The sequence below is a fragment of the Streptomyces sp. NPDC107550 genome (genome assembly GCF_055639095.1).
Window position 1 is genome coordinate 12,765 of record NZ_JBVKBC010000010.1, and the last position, 18,202, is coordinate 30,966.

The 18,202-nt window shown below is 74.1% G+C and carries 18 protein-coding genes; 9 read left to right on the forward strand and 9 right to left on the reverse strand.

Going from position 1 to position 18,202, the window contains the following annotated elements:
• Window positions 1–108 precede the first annotated feature (108 nt).
• On the forward strand, window positions 109–1,629 hold the full coding sequence (locus ACZ7LY_RS16095) for an MFS transporter (protein ID WP_471625202.1): 1,521 nt from the start codon (window positions 109–111) through the stop codon (window positions 1,627–1,629).
• Window positions 1,630–1,678: 49 nt separating this feature from the next.
• Here ACZ7LY_RS16095 and ACZ7LY_RS16100 read toward each other — a convergent pair whose 3' ends face one another.
• Window positions 1,679–2,212: a hypothetical protein gene (locus tag ACZ7LY_RS16100; protein ID WP_471625203.1), complete on the reverse strand. Its 534-nt coding sequence runs from the start codon at window positions 2,210–2,212 to the stop codon at window positions 1,679–1,681.
• Window positions 2,213–2,395: 183 nt separating this feature from the next.
• Between ACZ7LY_RS16100 and ACZ7LY_RS16105 the strand changes: the two genes are divergently transcribed.
• The 3 genes from ACZ7LY_RS16105 to ACZ7LY_RS16115 all read left to right on the forward strand — a co-directional run bounded on the left by ACZ7LY_RS16105 (window position 2,396) and on the right by ACZ7LY_RS16115 (window position 4,983).
• A complete protein-coding gene (locus ACZ7LY_RS16105) occupies window positions 2,396–2,938 on the forward strand; it encodes a hypothetical protein (RefSeq protein WP_471625204.1) in 543 nt (180 codons plus the stop codon).
• 223 nt (window positions 2,939–3,161) lie between these two features.
• Window positions 3,162–4,493: a lipase family protein gene (locus tag ACZ7LY_RS16110; RefSeq protein WP_471625205.1), complete on the forward strand. Its 1,332-nt coding sequence runs from the start codon at window positions 3,162–3,164 to the stop codon at window positions 4,491–4,493.
• An 82-nt stretch (window positions 4,494–4,575) separates the two neighbouring features.
• A complete protein-coding gene (locus ACZ7LY_RS16115; protein WP_471625206.1) occupies window positions 4,576–4,983 on the forward strand; it encodes a RidA family protein in 408 nt (135 codons plus the stop codon).
• Between the two features lie 57 nt (window positions 4,984–5,040).
• Here the strand turns inward: ACZ7LY_RS16115 and ACZ7LY_RS16120 are convergent, their stop codons facing one another.
• The 6 genes from ACZ7LY_RS16120 to ACZ7LY_RS16145 form a co-directional block, all read right to left on the reverse strand.
• On the reverse strand, window positions 5,041–6,519 hold the full coding sequence (locus ACZ7LY_RS16120) for a SulP family inorganic anion transporter (protein ID WP_471625207.1): 1,479 nt from the start codon (window positions 6,517–6,519) through the stop codon (window positions 5,041–5,043).
• The gene (locus ACZ7LY_RS16125; RefSeq protein ID WP_471625208.1) at window positions 6,516–7,097 is read right to left on the reverse strand and encodes a carbonic anhydrase; all 582 of its coding nucleotides are present in this window, start codon (window positions 7,095–7,097) and stop codon (window positions 6,516–6,518) included. The genes ACZ7LY_RS16120 and ACZ7LY_RS16125 overlap by 4 nt, the downstream gene beginning before the upstream one ends.
• Before the next feature lie 71 nt (window positions 7,098–7,168).
• A complete protein-coding gene (locus ACZ7LY_RS16130; RefSeq protein ID WP_471625209.1) occupies window positions 7,169–7,549 on the reverse strand; it encodes a hypothetical protein in 381 nt (126 codons plus the stop codon).
• Between the two features lie 207 nt (window positions 7,550–7,756).
• A complete protein-coding gene (locus ACZ7LY_RS16135) occupies window positions 7,757–9,430 on the reverse strand; it encodes an ABC-F family ATP-binding cassette domain-containing protein (RefSeq protein WP_471625210.1) in 1,674 nt (557 codons plus the stop codon).
• Window positions 9,423–11,069: an ABC-F family ATP-binding cassette domain-containing protein gene (locus ACZ7LY_RS16140; RefSeq protein ID WP_471625211.1), complete on the reverse strand. Its 1,647-nt coding sequence runs from the start codon at window positions 11,067–11,069 to the stop codon at window positions 9,423–9,425. The genes ACZ7LY_RS16135 and ACZ7LY_RS16140 overlap by 8 nt, the downstream gene beginning before the upstream one ends.
• 279 nt (window positions 11,070–11,348) lie before the next feature.
• Window positions 11,349–11,843, reverse strand: a complete 495-nt coding sequence (locus ACZ7LY_RS16145) for an HPP family protein (RefSeq protein ID WP_471625363.1) — start codon at window positions 11,841–11,843, stop codon at window positions 11,349–11,351.
• 210 nt (window positions 11,844–12,053) lie between these two features.
• Between ACZ7LY_RS16145 and msrA the strand changes: the two genes are divergently transcribed.
• Together msrA and ACZ7LY_RS16155 are read left to right on the forward strand one after the other, a co-directional pair.
• Window positions 12,054–12,578: a peptide-methionine (S)-S-oxide reductase MsrA gene (gene msrA / locus ACZ7LY_RS16150; protein ID WP_471625212.1), complete on the forward strand. Its 525-nt coding sequence runs from the start codon at window positions 12,054–12,056 to the stop codon at window positions 12,576–12,578.
• A 106-nt stretch (window positions 12,579–12,684) separates the two neighbouring features.
• Entirely contained in the window at window positions 12,685–13,116 is a 432-nt protein-coding gene (locus ACZ7LY_RS16155; RefSeq protein ID WP_471625213.1) for a hypothetical protein, read from the forward strand.
• 553 nt (window positions 13,117–13,669) lie between these two features.
• Here ACZ7LY_RS16155 and ACZ7LY_RS16160 read toward each other — a convergent pair.
• A complete protein-coding gene (locus tag ACZ7LY_RS16160; protein WP_471625214.1) occupies window positions 13,670–15,034 on the reverse strand; it encodes an FAD-dependent oxidoreductase in 1,365 nt (454 codons plus the stop codon).
• A 243-nt stretch (window positions 15,035–15,277) separates the two neighbouring features.
• On the opposite strand from ACZ7LY_RS16160, the gene ACZ7LY_RS16165 reads away from it, so the two are divergent.
• Entirely contained in the window at window positions 15,278–16,309 is a 1,032-nt protein-coding gene (locus ACZ7LY_RS16165; protein WP_471625215.1) for a PHP domain-containing protein, read from the forward strand.
• A gap of 45 nt (window positions 16,310–16,354) precedes the next feature.
• Here ACZ7LY_RS16165 and ACZ7LY_RS16170 read toward each other — a convergent pair whose 3' ends face one another.
• Window positions 16,355–16,729, reverse strand: coding sequence for a hypothetical protein (locus tag ACZ7LY_RS16170; RefSeq protein WP_471625216.1), 375 nt, complete (start codon window positions 16,727–16,729; stop codon window positions 16,355–16,357).
• A 113-nt stretch (window positions 16,730–16,842) separates the two neighbouring features.
• Between ACZ7LY_RS16170 and ACZ7LY_RS16175 the strand changes: the two genes are divergently transcribed.
• Together ACZ7LY_RS16175 and ACZ7LY_RS16180 are read left to right on the forward strand one after the other, a co-directional pair.
• Window positions 16,843–17,178: a hypothetical protein gene (locus ACZ7LY_RS16175; protein ID WP_471625217.1), complete on the forward strand. Its 336-nt coding sequence runs from the start codon at window positions 16,843–16,845 to the stop codon at window positions 17,176–17,178.
• 114 nt (window positions 17,179–17,292) lie between these two features.
• Entirely contained in the window at window positions 17,293–18,162 is an 870-nt protein-coding gene (locus ACZ7LY_RS16180) for an oxygenase MpaB family protein (protein ID WP_471625364.1), read from the forward strand.
• The last annotated feature ends 40 nt before the right edge of the window (window positions 18,163–18,202 follow it).

The following is an 18,202-nucleotide window of genomic DNA, read 5'->3' on the forward strand; positions in this document are numbered from 1 at the left end:
GACGGTCCCAGGACGCGCCCGAGGCAGCGATACGCGCTTAGGTTAGGGTTACCTTACCGATGGGGTGGTCCGGGTCCTGTCGGTCCCGCCTGCCCCGAGGAGTCCGCGATGACGGCGACCCCCGCCGCCGAGCAACCGACCGCCGCCGCGGCGCCCCCGGCGGACCGCGACCCCCGCCGCTGGCTCGTCCTCGGCGTCATCTGCCTCGCGCAACTCGCCGTCATCCTCGACAACACCATCCTCAACGTCGCCGTCCCCACCCTCACCGCCGACCTCGGCGCCACCACCGCCGACATCCAGTGGATCATCAACGCCTACGTCCTCGTCCAGGCCGGACTGCTGCTCGCCGCCGGAGCCGCCGCCGACCGCTACGGCCGGCGCAGGCTCCTGCTCGGCGGTCTCGCCGTCTTCGGCGCGGGCTCGCTCGCCGCCGGACTCGCCCAGAACACCGGCCAGTTGACCGCCGCGCGCGCCGGGATGGGCGTCGGCGGCGCGCTTCTGCTCACCACCACCCTCGCCGTCGCCGTCCAGGTCTTCGACGACGAGGAGCGCGTCCGCGCCATCGGCATCTGGGCCGCCGTCAACGCCCTCGGCTTCGCCGCGGGACCCCTCGTCGGCGGCCTGCTGCTCGACCACTTCTGGTGGGGCTCGCTGTTCCTCGTCAACCTGCCCGTCGTCGCCCTCGGCCTCGTCGCCGTCGCCGTCCTCGTCCCCGAGAGCCGCGCCGCCCACGGCAGCCGCCCCGACCTGATCGGCGCGCTGCTGTCCATCGCCGCCATGACCGCCCTCGTCCTCGCCGTCGTCTCCGGCCCCGAACACGGCTGGACCTCCCCGTACGTCGTCGCGGGCGCGGGCGGCGGAGTCCTCGCCCTGGCCGCGTTCGTGCTCTGGGAACGCACGGTCGCCGAGCCGATGCTCGACATGTCCTTCTTCCGCGACCGCACCTTCACCGGCGCCGTGTTCGGTGCGCTGCTCATCACGTTCGGCAGCGGCGGCGCCCTGTTCCTGCTCACGCAGCAACTCCAGTCCGTCCTCGGCTACGGCCCCCTCGAAGCGGGCCTGCGCACCGCGCCGTTCGCGCTCACCGTCGTCCTGCTGAACTTCACCGGCCTGTCGGCCCGGCTCGGCACCCGCCTCGGCATCCCCGGCGCCGTCGCCCTCGGCATGACGCTCCTCGCCCTCGGGCTGGCCGCCGTCGCCCTCGCGGGCCGGCTCGTCGAGGGGTACGGGGGACTGCTCGCCGGGCTCGTCCTCATGGGCGTGGGCTGCGCCTTCGCCAACCCCGCGATGGCCGTCGCCGTCCTCGGGGCGATCCCGCGCGAGAAGGCCGGCGCCGGCGCGGGCATCGAGGGGACGGTCACCGAATTCGGCGGCGGGCTCGGGGTCGCCGTGCTCGGCGCGGTCCTCGGCGCCCGCTTCGCCGCGCTCGTCCCGGTGACGGCGGCCTCGCTGCCCGCCGCGCTCGCCGCCGTCTCCTCCGACGCCGAACGCCGCGCCGTCACCCGGGCGTTCGCCCGCGCCCTGGAGGCGGGCCAGCTCGTCGGCGCGGCGGCGGTCCTCGCCGGGGGCCTGCTCGCGGCGGCCCTGCTGCGCCGGGCGTCCCGCGCCCCCGGCACCCCCGCGCCCTGAGGCCGCACCCCCCGCACCCTTGCCGCCCCTGAGGCGTCCGCCGCCCGGCTCAGTGCCCGGCGAGCAGCTTCACCGCGACGACGCCCGCGCCGATCACGGCGTTGAGCGCGGCGGTGACGACAGCGCCGGCGACCCCTGCGCCGACGCGACGACCGCCCGCGTACCCCCACAGGGCGAGTGACGCGACCTCGCTGCCGACCGCGATCCACAGCGCCGTCGACAGCGCCAACGCGCCCGCCGCCGACAGCCCGATCAGCAGCAGCGGACCGACGGCGCTGGTCAGCAGGGGGCTCGTCGTGAACAGGGCGTGCCGGATCTCCGGCAGCCGGGGCATGCGCCCGTGCGCCACCGGGTGCGACTGGAGGTCGGCGACGAGCGTGGCGAGCCACAGCCCGAGCGCGGTCACGGCCACCGACGCGGCGGCGCCCTCGTGCGTGGGGTGCCCGCCCTGCACGAGCGCCACCATCACCGCGAGCAAGGTCAGCGAGGCGTAGATCCGCTCCTTGAGCCGCTCCCGCCACACCCCGGCGCGCCCCTCCCGCCCGCCCGCTTCCTCCCCTTTGTCCCCGATCACGTCACTCATGCCCGCACCCTACGACGTCACCTCCGCCCCAGGACGCCAGGGGACCGTCCGCGCCCGCGCCGTCGGCAAAGCGCCCCCGCTCAGCCGGCCCCGGGGTGCTCCCGGGGCGCGGGCGAAGTGCCCCGTACCGCACGGGCGTTGGCGCCGTGACGCGGCCGGTGCGATGGGGCAGAATCGGCGTCCATGGATCAAGGGGCGGCGGCGGTGTGGGCCGCGGGCGTGGCCGGGTTCTCCAGCGCGGTGGGGGCGATGCTCGGTACGTTCCTGACCGGCCGGGCCGCCCGTGACCAGGAGGAGCGCAGCGCCCGGCGGGAGCATCAGGCCCGCCAGGAGACGCGGCGGGAAGCGGCCGTCGACGAGTGCCTGGCGGACTTCCGCAGCAAGATGTGGGACGCGTTCGCCGTCGTCCACGAAGCGTGCCACTCGCTCAAGGACGAGGAGAGCGCCGTCACGATGGAGCCGCTGCACAAGGCGTCGGCCGCCGTCCGGGCGAGCGGGATGGCCCTCTACTCCCTGCGCCGCGTCGACGTGGCCTACGCCGGCGAACTGGTCTGCGCCCAACTGGAGTCCACGCTCGTCCCGATAAGGGCGCTCATAGGGAACACGACCGCCGCCCGCGACCCGCACTCCGAGGGCACGCGCGCCCTCGGAGTCTGCCTCGGCAACCTGCAAGGCGCCTGGCAGCACTACTGCCGCCTCCAGGACGAACTGGTCCGCATCCGTTAGGGGCGCGTGGTTGTACGGGTGCGCTCCGCGCTCGATGCCCCCCCCGCAAGTTACTGAACCGTAACCCTCCGCCTGCTACCCCCGGTAACCCCCGCGTCGGTACCGTCCCCGGCGACGCGAGTGGGCGGTGGGAGCGTCCCGCCCGCCCGCGCCTGCCTGCCGTCACCGGCCGCTACCGGCCGGGCCGGGGCATCGCCCCCGGCACGTACCCAGGAGGTTCGCCATGTCCACCCCCACCCGCCTGCTGGCGGTCGCCGTCACCGCCGCCGCCTGCCTCGGCGCGCAGGCCGTGCCCGCCGCCGCCGCGGACGACACCGGCTCCACCCCCGTGGTCTCCAGAGGCGTCACCATCCCCGCGTTCTACACCCCGCCCGCCGAACTGCCCGCCGCCCCCGGCGCCCTGGTCCGCAGCGAGCCGCTGCCGCTCGCGCTCAGCCTGCCGACCCTGCACGGCCCGCTGCCCGGCACCGCCACCCGCATCATGTACCGCACGACCGACTCCAACGGGCGGCCCGCCGCCGCGACCGGCGCCTACATCGAGCCGACCGCCCGCTGGCGCGGACCCGGCGACCGCCCCCTCGTCGCCCTCGCGCCCGGCACCCAGGGACAGGGCGACCAGTGCGCCGCCTCCCTCGGCCTCCAGTACCCGATCCGACTCAACGGCCAGACGGTGTCGGTCGGTTACGAGGACCTGGCCGTCTACCGGCTGCTCGCCCGGGGCGTCGCCGTCGTCGTCACCGACTACATCGGCCTCGGCGCCACCGACCGGCTGCACACCTACGTCAACCGCGTCGACGGGGGCCACGCCGTCCTCGACGCGGTCCGCGCCGCCCGCTCCCTGCCCGGCGCCTCCGTCACCCCCGCCTCGCGCGTCGGCCTGTTCGGCTACAGCGAGGGCGGCGGCGCCACCGCCTCCGCCGCCGAACTGCGCGACTCCTACGCCCCCGACGTCACCCTCTCCGGCACCTACGCGGGCGCCCCGCCCGCCGACCTCGCCGCCACCACGAAGGCCATCGACGGCACGGACCTCGTCGGCGCACTCGGCTGGGCCCTCAACGGCTTCCTCCAGTCCGACCCCGACCTGCGCCCCATCGCGGAAGCCCACCTCAACGACAAGGGCCGCGCCGCGCTCAAGGACCTGTCCACCATGTGCGTCGGCGACGCCATCTTCGGCTACAGCTCGCGCCGCAGCACCGCCTGGACCACCGACGGCTCCTCCCTGGAGCAGATCATCGCCGCCGAACCGCGCCTCCAGCAGTTCCTCGCCGAGCAGCGGATCGGCACCCTGAAGCCGAGCGGGCCCGTGCGCGTGGCGACCGGCGTGCACGACAACCTCGTCCCGCACGCCCAGGCCCGGCAGCTCGCCGTCGACTGGTGCGGGCGCGGCGCGCAGGTCACGTACAAGCCGGTGGTGCTGCCGGACGTGGGCCGGGCGCTGCTGAACCACTTCGGGCCGCTGCTCACCGACCAGGGCGACGCCGCCGACTGGCTCACCGACCGCCTCTCGGGCGAGCCCGCGGGATCCGACTGCGCGGCGCTGCCCGGCCGCCGCTGACGGCAAGAAAACCGGAGGAGGGCGGGGCGGGTGCCGTGGCAGCATGACGGGCCCGCACCGACCGAAGGGACCCCGCGCACCCATGGCCCGCTCCGTCACCCTCATCCGCTCCGCGGCCCTGTCCGACATCGCCGAGTACGCCTACGCGGCGACGGCACCCGCCGACGCACGCCTCGTCTTCCTCGCCGGGTCCTGCCCGTTGAACGCCGACGGCAGCACGGCCGCCGCCGGCGACTACGCGGGCCAGGCCGCCGTCTGCCTCGCCAACATGAAGGAGGCCCTGGCCGCCGCCGGCGCCGGCCTTGACGACGTCATCAGCACGCGCGTCCTCGTCGCCTCCAGCGACCAGAAGGACCTCGTCGCCGCCTGGCAGGTCGTCCGCGACGCCTTCGGCGACCACGACGTGCCGAGCACCCTGCTCGGCGTCACCGTCCTCGGCTACCACGACCAGCTCGTCGAGATCGAGGCCGTCGCCGCCGTCGTCGACTGACACGGCACCGGCCGCCGTGCCACGGGGGCACGACGGCCGGCCCGCCGACGCGCGCGGTCAGCGCGCCGCCGTCACCTTCACCGGCTCGGTGTCCGCGCCGCTGTGCCGCTGCGCCCAGCTCTCCAGCGCCGTACGGCACGCGTGGTCGAGATGGTGCAGACCCGTCAGATCCAGCTCCACCGGGCGGTCGCGGGGCAGCGCCTCCAGACTGTCGAGGATCTTCGGCAGCCGCAGGAACGTCGCGTTGCCCGTCACGTACACCCGCACCGGGCCCGCGCCCTTGTCGATGACATCGAGGCGTACGTGCGAGGCGTCCCACGCCGTCTTCACCACCGACAGCGCCACCCCGACGAGCACCCCCTCGAACATGCTGACCGCGACGATCGACACCGCCGTCACGACGAGGATCAGCGCCTCCCCGCGCTGCTCCCGCCACAGCGCCCCGAGCGCCCGTACGGGAACGAGCTTGGCACCGGCGTGCACCAGCACACCCGCGAGCGCCGGGATCGGGATGTACGCGAGCGCCGCCGGGAACAGCGCCGCGAACAGCAGCAGCCACACGCCGTGCAGCACCCGCGACGCCTTCGTGCGGGCGCCCGCCTGGACGTTGGCCGCGCTGCGCACGATCACCGCCGTCATCGGCAGCGCGCCCAGCACCCCGCACACGGTGTTGCCGGCGCCCTGCGCGAGCAGTTCCTTGTCGTACGAGGTCCGGGGCCCGTCGTGCATCCGGTCCACGGCCGCCGCGCTGAACAGCGACTCGGCGGACGCGATCAGCGTGAACGCGACGACCGTGCCGAGCAGCGCGAGCGTGCCCAGCTCCCCGAACGCGCCGAGCGGCGGCGGCTGTACGGCCCCGAGGAGACCGCTCACCTCCACGGTGGCGACCGGCGTCGGCACCAGGACGCAGACCAGCGTCGCAAGCCCGACCGCGGCCAGCGGACCCGGCACCAGCCGCGCCCGCTTCGGCAGCCGGGGCCACAGCACGAGCAGCGCGACCGTGCCCGCGCCGACCCCGAGCGAGACGAGCGAGACGGTGCCGCCGAGCGCGTCGGCCAGCGCCCGGGGCAGCCCCAGGAGCTTGTCGACGCCGGATTCGGGCGCCTTCGCGCCGGTCATCGCGTAGAGCTGCCCCGCGATCAGGACGAGGCCGATGCCCGCGAGCATGCCCTCGACGACGGAGACCGAGATGGCCCGGAACCAGCGGCCGAGCCGCAGCGCGCCCATGGCGAGCTGGAGCAGCCCCGTGGCGAGGACGATCACCCCGAGCGCCGGCAGCCCGAACTCCCGTACCGCCTCGTAGACGAGAACCGTCAGTCCGGCGGCGGGCCCGGAGACCTGGAGGCTGCTGCCGCGCATCAGACCGGTGACGACGCCGCCGACGATGCCGGTCACCAGGCCCAGTTCGGCCGGGACGCCGGAGGCCACCGCCACACCCACGCACAGCGGCAGCGCGACGAGGAAGACGACGAGGGAGGCGGTGAAGTCCTGCCTCAGATACGGGTACTTGGCGCGGGCGCCCGTCGCGGCGCTCACAGCGCCTCGAACGTGTCGGTCGCGGCGCGGTGCTCCCGGACGCCACCGGTGTGCACCTCGTAGTACCAGCCGCGCAGCCGCAGCCGTCCCTCGTCCACGCGGCGGGCGACGCACGGATAGGAGCGCAGCCTGAGCAGTTGGGCGAGGACATGCTGCTGGACCGCCGCGGCGACCGTCGGATCGGCCGGGTCGTCGGCCGCCGGGTCGCCGGCCGCGTGCGCGAGCCAGTCCCGCACGGCGGGCACGGCCGCGAGGTCGTCGCCGCGTACGAGGGCGCCGATCGCGCCGCAGTGCGAGTGACCGCAGACGACGACGTCCTGGACGCCGAGCACCTCGACGGCGTACTCGATGGTGGCGGCCTCGCCACTGGGGGCGTCGCTGCCGTGGGCGGGCACGATGTTGCCCGCGGTACGCAGCTCGAACAGCTCGCCGGGGCGGGCGCCGGTGATCAGCGCGGGCACGACCCGCGAATCGGAGCAGGTGATGAACAGGACCTGGGGCGACTGGCCTTCGGCGAGCCGGGCGAACTCCTCAGGGCGGGTGCCGAACGAACGGGCGTGGTCGATGAGGGGCTGCATGATGTTTCCTCCTGGCGCGCTGTGGGGGCGCGTCGGACGGGCAGGACAAAAAGAGGGGGCGCGAGCCCCGCTCAGCAGCGGAAGACCTGAAGGGCGGCGGGCGAACGGTCCGGCACGGCTCTGCCCGGCCGTGCGAGGGCGGCGCCGGGCCCGGGCAGCGGGGCCGGGGCGTGCGCGGTCGTGTCGAGGGCGGCGGGCACGGGCGTGGGGGAGTGGGCCGAACCCACGGCGGTACGCGGACGCTCGCGCGAGCGCGACACCTCCACCGGGTCGTGCGCGGAGGTCAGTTCGCCGGGCCCGGTCTCGACGACCGCCACCGTGCGCGGGGACAGCGCGCCCGGATCGGACGCGTGTGCGGGAGCGAACATCGTCCAGGACGTGAGAAGCGGGCACGCCAGCAGCACGGCGACGACCAGCGCCACCGCCCCGCGACCCGTCCCACCTCGCAACACGCGTACTCCGCCCACTCTTTGATGAACCAAGACCTGATCAATCACAGGTCAAGGCAAGGTCAAGAAGCAGATTAGCTGTGCGATGGTGATCGTTGGGTTAACAGCGTGTTGCGACGCTGAGGAAGCGTGAAAAGCGCGGTCCTTTGGCGCGAACGGACCGCTGGAACGGGCCGTGGACGCCCCCACGGCACCCACGGCCCGCACAGGTCAGCGAGCGTCGAGCGCCAGTTCCCGTCCCTGCCAGCGCCGCCGCAGCCACCGGTCATGGCTGGCGACCACGATCGCCCCGGGGCCCGGACCGAGCGCGTCCTCCAACTCGTCACACAGCCGAGGCGACAGATGGTTCGTCGGCTCGTCGAGCAGCAACAGCTCCGGCGGCCGGGCCACCAGCAGCGCCAGCGCCAGCCGCCGCCGCTGCCCCACCGACAACAGCCCGACCGGCGTGCCCTGTTCACGCACGCCGAGCAGGCCCAGCGACGCGAGCGGCACGGCCTGCGCGGCCTCGGGCCCCAGCGCCCGCAGATACGTCTCGCGCGCGGTGCGCCGGGGGTGCGCGAAGACCGTGTCCTGGGGGAGCAGCCCCACGCGCAGCCCCGGCCGCACCCGCACCTCGCCCTCGGCCGCCGACCGGCCCGCGAGGACGGCGAGGAGCGTGGACTTGCCGGTGCCGTTGGCGCCGGTGACCAGCAGCCGGTCGCCCGGCGTCACGTCGAGCCGGTCCAGGGCGAGCCGCCCCGGCACCCGTACGCCGCGCAGCGCGACCAGCGGGCCGGCCTCCCGCGCCGCCTCCGCCCCGGGAGCCTCCGCACCGGCGGACTCCGACTTCGCCTCGGGTGCGACGCCGGTGAGCGCCGCCGGGCTGAACCGCAACGGGCGCGGCGTGGGCGGGACTTGAGCGCGCTCGCTCTCCTCCAGGCGCCGCGTCGCGTTGCGCACGCGCCGGGCGATCTGGCTCTGCACCCGGCCGGCCCGCAGCCCGTACCCCATCTTCTCGCTGTCGCGCGGGCCCCGGTCCGGCGCGACCCTGCGCGCCGTCACCTTCGCGCCGTGCCGCAGCTCCTCCAACTCCTCCTGCTCCCGCACGTACCGCCGCTCCCAGCGCGCCCGTGCCGCCCGCTGCGCCGCCAGGTACGAGCTGTAGTCGCCGCCGTGCCGCACGGGCCCGTCGAGCGCCGGGTCGAGGTCGAGCAGCTCGGTGCAGACCGCGTCGAGGAACGCCCGGTCGTGGCTGGCGAGCACCACCGTCCCGGGCAGTTCGCGCAGCCGCGCCTCCAGGAACGCGGCCGCCTCGTCGTCGAGATGGTTCGTCGGCTCGTCGAGCAGCAGCGCCGAGGGCCGCCGCACCAGCAGCGCCGCCAGGGCGAGCCGCCCGCGCTGCCCGCCCGACAGCGAGCCGAGCGTGCGGCCGCCGTCGAGCGCGCCGAGCCCGAGCCCGTCGAGCGCGAGCGCCGCCCGCCGTTCGGCGTCCCACACCTCCCGCGCCTGCGCCCGTTCCAGGGTCTGTCCGTAGGCGTCGAGCAGGGCGGTGTGCCCGTCGCCGCCCTCGGGGGTGTCGGCCAACAGCGCGCCGAGGCGCTCAAGGTCGGCGAGGTCGGAGCGGGCCTCGCGCAGCGCCTCGTCCAGTACGTCGGTGACGGTGTGCCCGGGCTCGTACGGCAATTCTTGGCGCAGGAAGCCGAGGTCCGCGGGGCGCTCCACGCTGCCCGCGTCCGGGGTGTCGACGCCGGCGAGAAGCCGCAGCAGGGTCGACTTGCCGACGCCGTTCTCGCCGATCAGGCCGATGCGGGCGCCGGGGGCGGCGGTCAGGCTGACGCCGTCGAGGACGCGCCGGGCGCCGTGGACGCGGACGAGGTCGCGGGCGATCAGGGCGGGCTCAGACATCGGCGCCCGCCTCCGGGGCCCCGAGGTCGGTCAGGGTGCCGTTCGCGAGCCGCAGGGTGCGCTCCACGCCGATCCGGGCGAGGAACCGCGCGTCGTGACTGACGACCACGAACGCGCCCTTGTACGCGGCGAGCGCGCTCTCCAGCTGGCCCACGCCGACGAGGTCGAGGTTGTTCGTCGGCTCGTCCAGGAGCAGCATCTGCGGCGCGGGCTCGGCGCACAGCACGCAGGCGAGCGTCGCGCGCAGCAATTCGCCGCCGGACAGGGCGGACACGGGAAGCTGGGCGCGCGGGCCACGGAAGAGGAAGCGGGCGAGCAGGTTCATCCGCTCGGCCTCCGGGCGGGCCGGCGCGAACGCGGCGAAGTTCTCCGCGACCGTGCGCTCCCGGTCGAGCAGGTCGAGCCGCTGCGACAGGTACGCGACGCGGCCGTCGGCGCGGCGGACGGTGCCGCTGTCAGGGGTGAGGTCGCCGCCGATCAGCCGGAGCAGGGTCGTCTTGCCCGCGCCGTTGGACCCGGTGAGCGCGATCCGCTCGGGGCCGCGCACGGTCAGGCTCAGTCCGGGCCCGGTGAACAGCTCGCGGCCGTCGCGGGCGACCTTCAGCTCCTCGCCGAGGAACACGGTCCGGCCGGCGGGCACCTTGGTGTCGGGCAGGTCGAGCACGAGCCGCGGATCGTCGCGCAGCGCCTGCTCGGCGGAGTCGAGGCGGGCGCGGGCCTCGTCGACGCGGGAAGCGTGCACTTGTCCTGCGCGGCCCGCCGACTCCTGCGCGCCGCGCTTCATCGTGCCGGCGAAGATCTTCGGCAGGCCGGCGTTCTTGAGGTTGCGGGCCGCGTTGCTCGCCCGGCGCTCGGCGCGCTCGCGGGCCTGCTGCATCTCGCGCTTCTCCCGCTTGACCTCCGCCTCCGCGGCGCGCACGTTCTTCTCGGCGACCTCCTGCTCGGCGCGTACGGCTTCCTCGTACGACGTGAAGTCGCCGCCGAAGAAGCGCAGGCCGCCCCGGTCGAGTTCGGCGATGCGCTCCATGCGGTCGAGGAGTTCCCGGTCGTGGCTGACGAGCAGCAGGCAGCCGTGCCACTTCTCCAGGACGTCGTAGAGCTTGTGGCGGGCGTCGAGGTCGAGGTTGTTGGTCGGCTCGTCGAGCAGCAGCACCTCGGGCCGCTTGAGGAGCTGCGCGGCGAGCCCGAGCTGCACGATCTGGCCGCCGCTGAGCGTGCCGAGGGTGCGGTCGAGCGCGAGGTGGGCGAGGCCGAGGGCGTCGAGCTGGGCGCGGGTGCGCTCCTCGATGTCCCAGTCGTCGCCGATGGTGGTGAAGTGCCGTTCGTCCACGTCACCGGACTCGACGGCGTCGATGGCGCGGATCACGTCGGCGACCCCGAGGACCTCGGCGACGCTGAGGCCGTCGGTCAGGGGCAGCGTCTGCGGCAGGTGGGCGAGGGTGCCGCGCACGCTCACCGAGCCGCCGGCGGGCTTCAGTTCACCGGCGATCAGGCGCAACAGGGTGGACTTGCCGGAGCCGTTCGGCGCGACGAGACCGGTGCGGCCGCCGGGCAGCGAGAAGGACAGGCCGTCGAAGACGGGCGTGTCGTCCGGCCAGGAGAAGGACAGGTTCGAGCAGATGACGAAAGCGTCGGACACGACGAGAGACCTCGGGTGGGAGACGGACAGGGCACTGCGCCTGCCCGGAACCGGAAAAGGGGACGACTGTGAGGCCACGGGCGGCGATGCGTCACAACATCGGCCGATGGCCTGTCAGGTCCGGGTATCACCCGGAGATGTCGTCGTCACCCGCCATGTTCGGTCTCCTCAACTCACGCGGAAGGTCCCCGCACCGTAACAGCCCACGCCCGCTCCGGTCATCCGGAATTCGGGCCCGGGGGGGGCGTTCCCCAGGCGGGCCTCACCGGTCGGTGGGTCTCACCAGGACACGGGGTAGCGCACCGGGTGGCCGCCGATCCGGCCGGGCAGCAGCCCGATGGCGACGAGCAGGGCCGTCGCCAGCGCCAGCAGCGGCAGAAACGGCACCGGGTCCGGCGCCTGGAGCACGACGATCACGGAGGTCGCGGCGGCGGGGGAGTGCGACAGGTGCGTCAGCATCATCACGCCGAGCGACAGACCGGCGGCGACGGCGGCGCCCCAGCCGTTGCTGCCGGTCACCGCGAGGGTGGCGAAGCCGATGACGGCCGCGATGAGCTGGCCGCCGACGAGGTTGCGCGGCTGCGAGATCGGCAGCCCGGGCGCGCCGTGCACCAGCGCCGCGCTCGCCGCGAGCGGGGGTATGAGCAGCGGCTGGTGCAGCAGCACACCGACCCCCACCAGGAGCGACAGGGCGCCGATGGCGAAGGCGGTGGCGCGCAGGGCGTGCACGGGGTGCGGTCGCGGGGCGGTGGCGGCGGGCGGGGGCGTGGACATGCGTGCTCCGGGCAGGGCGGTCGGGGACCCGGTGATCATAAACAAAGTGTTGATTGAATCCCGCACTACTTGCCTATGGGGCAAGAGGATCGCCCACTGCGGCCGGTGTCGTCCCGCCGTTCTCGCGGGGCCGAAATGTTCCGGCACTCTCGCGCGTTGCACGGTACGGCGGGAAGTCGCCGCGAAACACCGTTGAGCAGGGAGCGTCGCATGACACAGGGAACCGAGAAGGCCGTCCTCGCCGGAGGGTGCTTCTGGGGGATGCAGGATCTGGTCCGCAGGCTGCCGGGCGTGACCGCCACGCGCGTCGGCTACACCGGCGACGGTGACACGCCGAACGCGACCTACCGCGACCACGGGGACCACGCCGAGGCCATCGAGATCCTCTACGACCCCTCGGCCACCGACTACCGGGCCCTGCTGGAGTTCTTCTTCCAGATCCACGACCCGAGCACCCGCGACCGCCAGGGCAACGACATCGGGCGCAGCTACCGTTCCGCGATCTACTACACCGACGACGAGCAGCGCCGTATCGCGCTCGACACGATCGCCGACGTGGACGCGAGCGGCCTGTGGCCCGGCAAGGTCGTCACCGAGGTCGAGCCGCTCGGCGACTTCTGGCAGGCCGAGCCGGAGCACCAGGACTACCTGGAGCGCTACCCCGACGGCTACACCTGCCACTTCCCGCGCCCGAACTGGAAGCTGCCCCGGCGCGCGGCCCGCGCCGCCGACTGACCGGCCCGCGTGCACCCGGGCGGGCCGAGGTAGCGTTCTGCGGGGCGCCGGCCAGGGGGGAGGGCCGGTTCGCCCCGGTTCGGTGGAGTACTGGGAGGGGACCGGGATGGTTCAGTGGGTTCAGTGGCGGCAGATCGCCGGCGGTGCGCGGCAGGTGCCGGACCCGTGGGCGACACCGTTGATCTGGACCACGGCCTATCTGGGGGCGTTCCTGCTCGTCGGCCTGTTCGATGTGCTCGGGGTGCTCGACCGCACCGGCCTCGCGCTTCTCGTCCTGTCGCTGCTGGCCGCGCTGCTCGGGATGCGGGGGCGGTTCGTGGCGGCGCCCGGTACGGCGTTGCTCTGCTGGACCTGTCTGAACGTGCTCGGCACGGAGCCGACGGGGGAGATCTCCTGGGCGGGGCACCGGGATCCCGGGTGGATGGGGTGCCTGTTGGCGGCGGCGGTCCTCGGAACGGTCGCGGGCCGAGTCCTCCACGCCCGGGCCGCCTACCGCCGCCTCACCCCGTCAACGGACGGTACAGATTACGCGGGCTGACCGTTCGCGCCCCTGGGGAGTCCTCGGGTTCGGGCTGCTTGTGGTGGCCGGATCGCGCAGTTCCTCGCGCCCCTGTCGGGGCGCTGCCCCCTCAGGCGGGTTCTTCGACTGACGGTCACGTCGTGGCCGATCGCGCAGTTCCTCGCGCCCCTGGGGGAGTTCTCGGGCTGAGGCCCCTTGCGGCTGAGGTGCGCGGTTCCCCGCGCCCCCAAGGGGGAAGCTGCGCGCAGCGCATGCTTCAGGGGCGCGGGGAACTGCGCGAGAAGTCCCACGGGCCGGTAGGCGAAATACGACGGGCAGGCCCACCCACCCAGGGGCGCGGGGAACTGCGCGAGATGCCCCACGGGCCGGTAGGCGAGATACGACGGGCAGGCCCACCCACCCAGGGGCGCGGGGAACTTCGCGAGATGCCCCGCCGGCCGGCAGGCGAAATGCCACGGGCAGGCCCCCATCCGCAGGCCGCCAGATCAAGAACCGCGGGCAGGCCCGCTGACCCCAGGGGGCTCGGGCCCAGGCCCGATATGAGCGGTACCCGGAATCCCGCCCGACGGAGTCACACCCCGCTGGCGTCCAACATCTCCCCCCGCTCCACGATCTTCACCCGCTCCCGCCCCTGCGCGGCCCCCCGCGCCTTCTCCGCCGCGTCGAGCCGATACCACCCCTCCCACGTGGTGTACCGCACCCCCCGCTCCGCGAGGAACGCCTCCACCGCCTCCGCCTCCGGCGCGACCGGCGTCAGCAGCCGCCCCTCGGCGTGGTCGGCGAGCAGGTTGGCGATGGTCTCGTTGGCGTCGCCCTTCGTGTGCCCGATCAGCCCCACGGGCCCGCGCCGGATCCACCCGGTGACGTACGTGGAGGGCAGGTGCTCGCCGGACTCCTCGATCACCCGCCCGCCCTCGTCGGGAACCGTGCCGGACGCCACGTCCCACGGCAGCTTCGGCAGCTCGTCGGAGAGGTAGCCGACGGCGCGGTAGACGGCCGTGACGTCCCAGTCGGTGAAGGAGCCGGTGCCCTTGACGTTCCCGGTGCCGTCCAGCTCGGTGCGCTCGGTGCGCAGGCCGACGACCTTGCCGTCCTCGCCGAGGATCTCGGTGGGCGACTCGAAGAAGTGCAGGAACAGCTTGTGCGGGCGCTCGCCCACGTCGCGGATCGCCCAGTTCTCCAGCGTCTTGGCGACCATGTCGGCCTGCTTGTTGCTGCGCCGGGTGGCGATGGACCCCTCGTCGTAGTCGATGTCCTCGGGGTTGACGATGACCTCGATGCTGGGGGAGTGGTCCAGCTCGCGCAGCTCCATCGGGCTGAACTTGGCCTGCGCCGGGCCGCGCCGCCCGAACACATGGATCTCGCGCGCCCGGTTGGCCTTCAGGCCCTCGTGGACGTTCGGCGGGATCTCGGTCGGCAGCAGTTCCTCGGCGGTCTTGGCGAGGATGCGGGCGACGTCGAGCGCGACGTTGCCGACGCCGAGCACGGCGACCTTCTCGGCGGTGAGCGGCCAGGTGCGCGGCACGTCGGGGTGGCCGTCGTACCAGGAGACGAAGTCGGCGGCGCCGTAGGACCCTTCGAGGTCGATGCCGGGCACGTCGAGGGAGCGGTCGGCGGTGGCGCCGGTGGAGAAGACGACGGCGTCGTAGAAGGCGCGCAGGTCGTCGAGGCTGATGTCACGCGGGTAGTCGACGTTGCCGAACAGCCGGATCTGCGGCTTGTCGAGCACCTGGTGCAGGGCGGTGACGATGCCCTTGATGCGCGGGTGGTCGGGCGCGACACCGTAGCGGATCAGGCCGAAGGGAGCGGGCATGCGCTCGAACAGGTCGATGGACACGCCGGGCTCGGCGGCCGCGTCGGACTTGAGCAGGGCGTCGGCGGCGTAGATGCCGGCGGGGCCCGCTCCGACGATCGCGACCCGCAGGGGGCGAGGCATGGTGGTTCCCTTCGCGTGACAACGGCGAGTGCCGGTGAGGCACCCGAGGGCCCAGCTTAAAGTAAGGCATGCCTTAGTTGGCAGGCGGGTCTGCTCTATGAGGCCATAAGGCTGATTTATGGGAACTCAAAGTGCGCCTTCTGTCCGCGCGCCCCGCCCGACGTGCCCCGCCGCCCCCGATGGGGGACGCTGAACACCGGGCCGCAGTACGCCGGCCGGCCCGGGCGAGACGCGGAGGTGAGCATGGAGCCCGTACAGGCGCTGGAGCGCATCGCCTTCCTTCTGGAGAGGTCCCGCGCCCCCACCTACCGGGTCCGCGCTTTCCGAACCGCCGCCGACGTCGTGTCGGGCCTGTCCGACGCCGAGGTCGCCGAACGCGCTGCCCGCGGCACCCTGGAGTCCCTCAAGGGCATCGGACCCAAGACCGCCGCCGTCGTCCGCGAGGCGCTCGCCGGGGACACCCCCGCCTATCTGACCCGCCTGGAGGACGAGGCCCGCGCGCCCCTCGTCGAAGGCGAGGCCGGAGCGGCGCTGCGGGCCCTGCTGCGCGGCGACTGCCATCTGCACTCCGACTGGTCCGACGGCGGCAGCCCCATCCGCGAGATGGGCGAGGCGGCCCGCGACCTCGGCCACGAATGGGCGGTGCTGACCGACCACTCGCCCCGGCTCACCATCGCGCGCGGCCTGTCGCCCGAACGGCTGCGCGAACAGCTCGACGTCGTCGCGGAACTCAACCGCACCTGGGCGCCGTTCCGCCTGCTCACCGGCATCGAGTGCGACATCCTCGACGACGGCTCCCTCGATCAGGAACCCGAACTCCTCGACCGGCTCGACCTCGTCGTCGTCTCCGTGCACTCCAAACTCCGCATGGACCGCGCCGCGATGACCCGCCGCATGGTCCGCGCCGTCAGCGACCCGCGCGCCGACATCCTCGGCCACTGCACCGGGCGCCTGGTCACCGGGCGGGGGCGGCCCGAGTCCCAGTTCGACGCCGACGCGGTGTTCGCCGCGTGCGCCGAGGCGGGCACCGCCGTGGAGATCAACAGCCGCCCCGAACGCCTCGACCCGCCCCGCCGGCTGCTGCGCCGGGCCGTCGAGGCGGGCACCCTGTTCTCCGTCGACACCGACGCGCACGCCCCCGGGCAGCTCGACTGGCAGATCATCGGCTGCGCCCGCGCCGAGGAGTGCGAGGTCCCCGCCGAGCGCGTCGTCACGACCTGGCCGGCCGAGGAACTGCTGACCTGGACCCGCCAGAACCGAACCAGAACCCGCTGACCAGGCATGATCCGCAGGAGGGGAAGGCTCTGACCCCCTAACCCCCTAACCCGGCCCGCTCCCCGCCAACCCCGCGAGGGCCCGTCCCAGCGCCCCCGGCGCGCAGTCGTGCACGGGCGAGATCCGGTCCCTCGGCGCGATCATGCCGATGACGGTGTCCGCGTCGTGAACGAGAACCGCGCACGGCGGATCGAGCTGCCGCGCCCGCTCCAGCACCGCCGCCGCGTCCGGCGCGAACTGCGCGCTCATGTCCACCGTCAGCACATCGGGCAGCAGCACCCGCGCCCGCGCGAGCGCCAGCCGGCTGTCGTGCGTGTACGAGAGCACACAGGCGCCGGGCACGCTCTCGACCTGCGAGATCAGCCCGGGCGTCCGCTCGGGGGACGCGAGGAGGAGCACCGTCAGCACCACCGTCAGCACCCCTCCATGATCCCCCGGCGCCCCCCGCGCCGCCCGCCGGAAACCCGCCCCCGACGCCGGTCGCCGTCCCTCGCGCAGGGGCGATTGTCAGTGCCGGATGCGACGCTCCTCGTATGGACGAGCAGGAATTCATGCGGGGGCGGGTCTACGGCGCGGACCACGAGGACGCCGCGCCGAAGCCGGGACGGACGTACGCGGAGCTGGTCGGCGGCCCGCTCGACGGCCTGCTCCTCGACGTGACCGACCACCCCGGCCCCGCCGCCGCACCAGCCACGGACGCCACGGAAGCCGCCATGACCCCGGACGCCCCGGCTCCCGCGTACGAACTGGCCCTGCCCACCGAGCTGGGCGCCCACGGCCCCGGCGGCCACTCCCTGTACGGCCCCGCCGGCGACCCGGGCCGCACACGCCGGGGCCGCCGCCTCTTCTGGCACGGCGACACGCCATGACACCCCCGCGCGCCCACCCCACGCGGCCGGAATCCGCCCCGCCGCCCGCCCCGGCGCGGAATCATGGGGCGAGCGCCGGTACCGCCGGCGCAGGCCCCAGGGGAGGACCACATGCTGCCGCGCAACCACTGGCTCCGCCGGATCCAACGCCTCGACCCCGAGACGGAGTTCGAGGAGATCTACCGCATCAGTTGCACGCACGAGTTCCCCTGGGACACCACGCAGGCCCTCGGCTTCGCCCTCTACCGCACCTACGCCGTACCGAGCATCGGCGCCCTCCTGGCGAAGACCGGCGAGTTCACCGAGCGGACCCAGAAGCGCTACGACGACACCGCGCTGATCCTGGACGCGCCGGTCGAGCACGGGATGGACTCCGAGCCGGGCCGCCGCGCGATCCGCCGTATGAACCAGATGCACCGCTCGTACGACATCCCCGACGACGACTTCCTCTACGTCCTGTCCACCTTCGTCGTCGTGCCCAAGCGCTGGATGGACGCCTACGGCTGGCGCCCGTACTCCCGCGCCGAGATCCATGCCTCGACCAACTACTACCGGGCCCTCGGCAAGCGCATGAACATCAAGAACGTCCCCGAGACCTACCCGGAGTTCGAGGAGCTGATGGAGGAGTACGAGCGCCGCCACTTCGCCTTCGACCCCGGCGGCCACGCCGTCTCCGAGGCCACCCTCGACGTCATGGCCTCCTGGTACCCCGGCCCGCTGCGCGGCGCCGTGCGCACCGCGTCCCTGTGCCTGATGGACGAGCCGCTGCGCGCGGCGTTCGGCTACGGCGCGCCGCCCGCCGCCGTGGAGCGGGCCGTGCGCGGCGGTGTCCGGCTGCGCGGACGCGTCGTACGGCTGCTGCCCGCGCGCCGCACCCCTCACTTCGCCCGGCAGAGCCGCAACGTACGCGGCTACCCGGACGGCTACCGGCTGGAGGACCTCGGCACGTTCCCGCCGGGCTGCCCCGTCCCGCACCAGGACTGAGCCCCCGCCCCGCCCTGGCCGGAGGACGCAGGCCCCACCC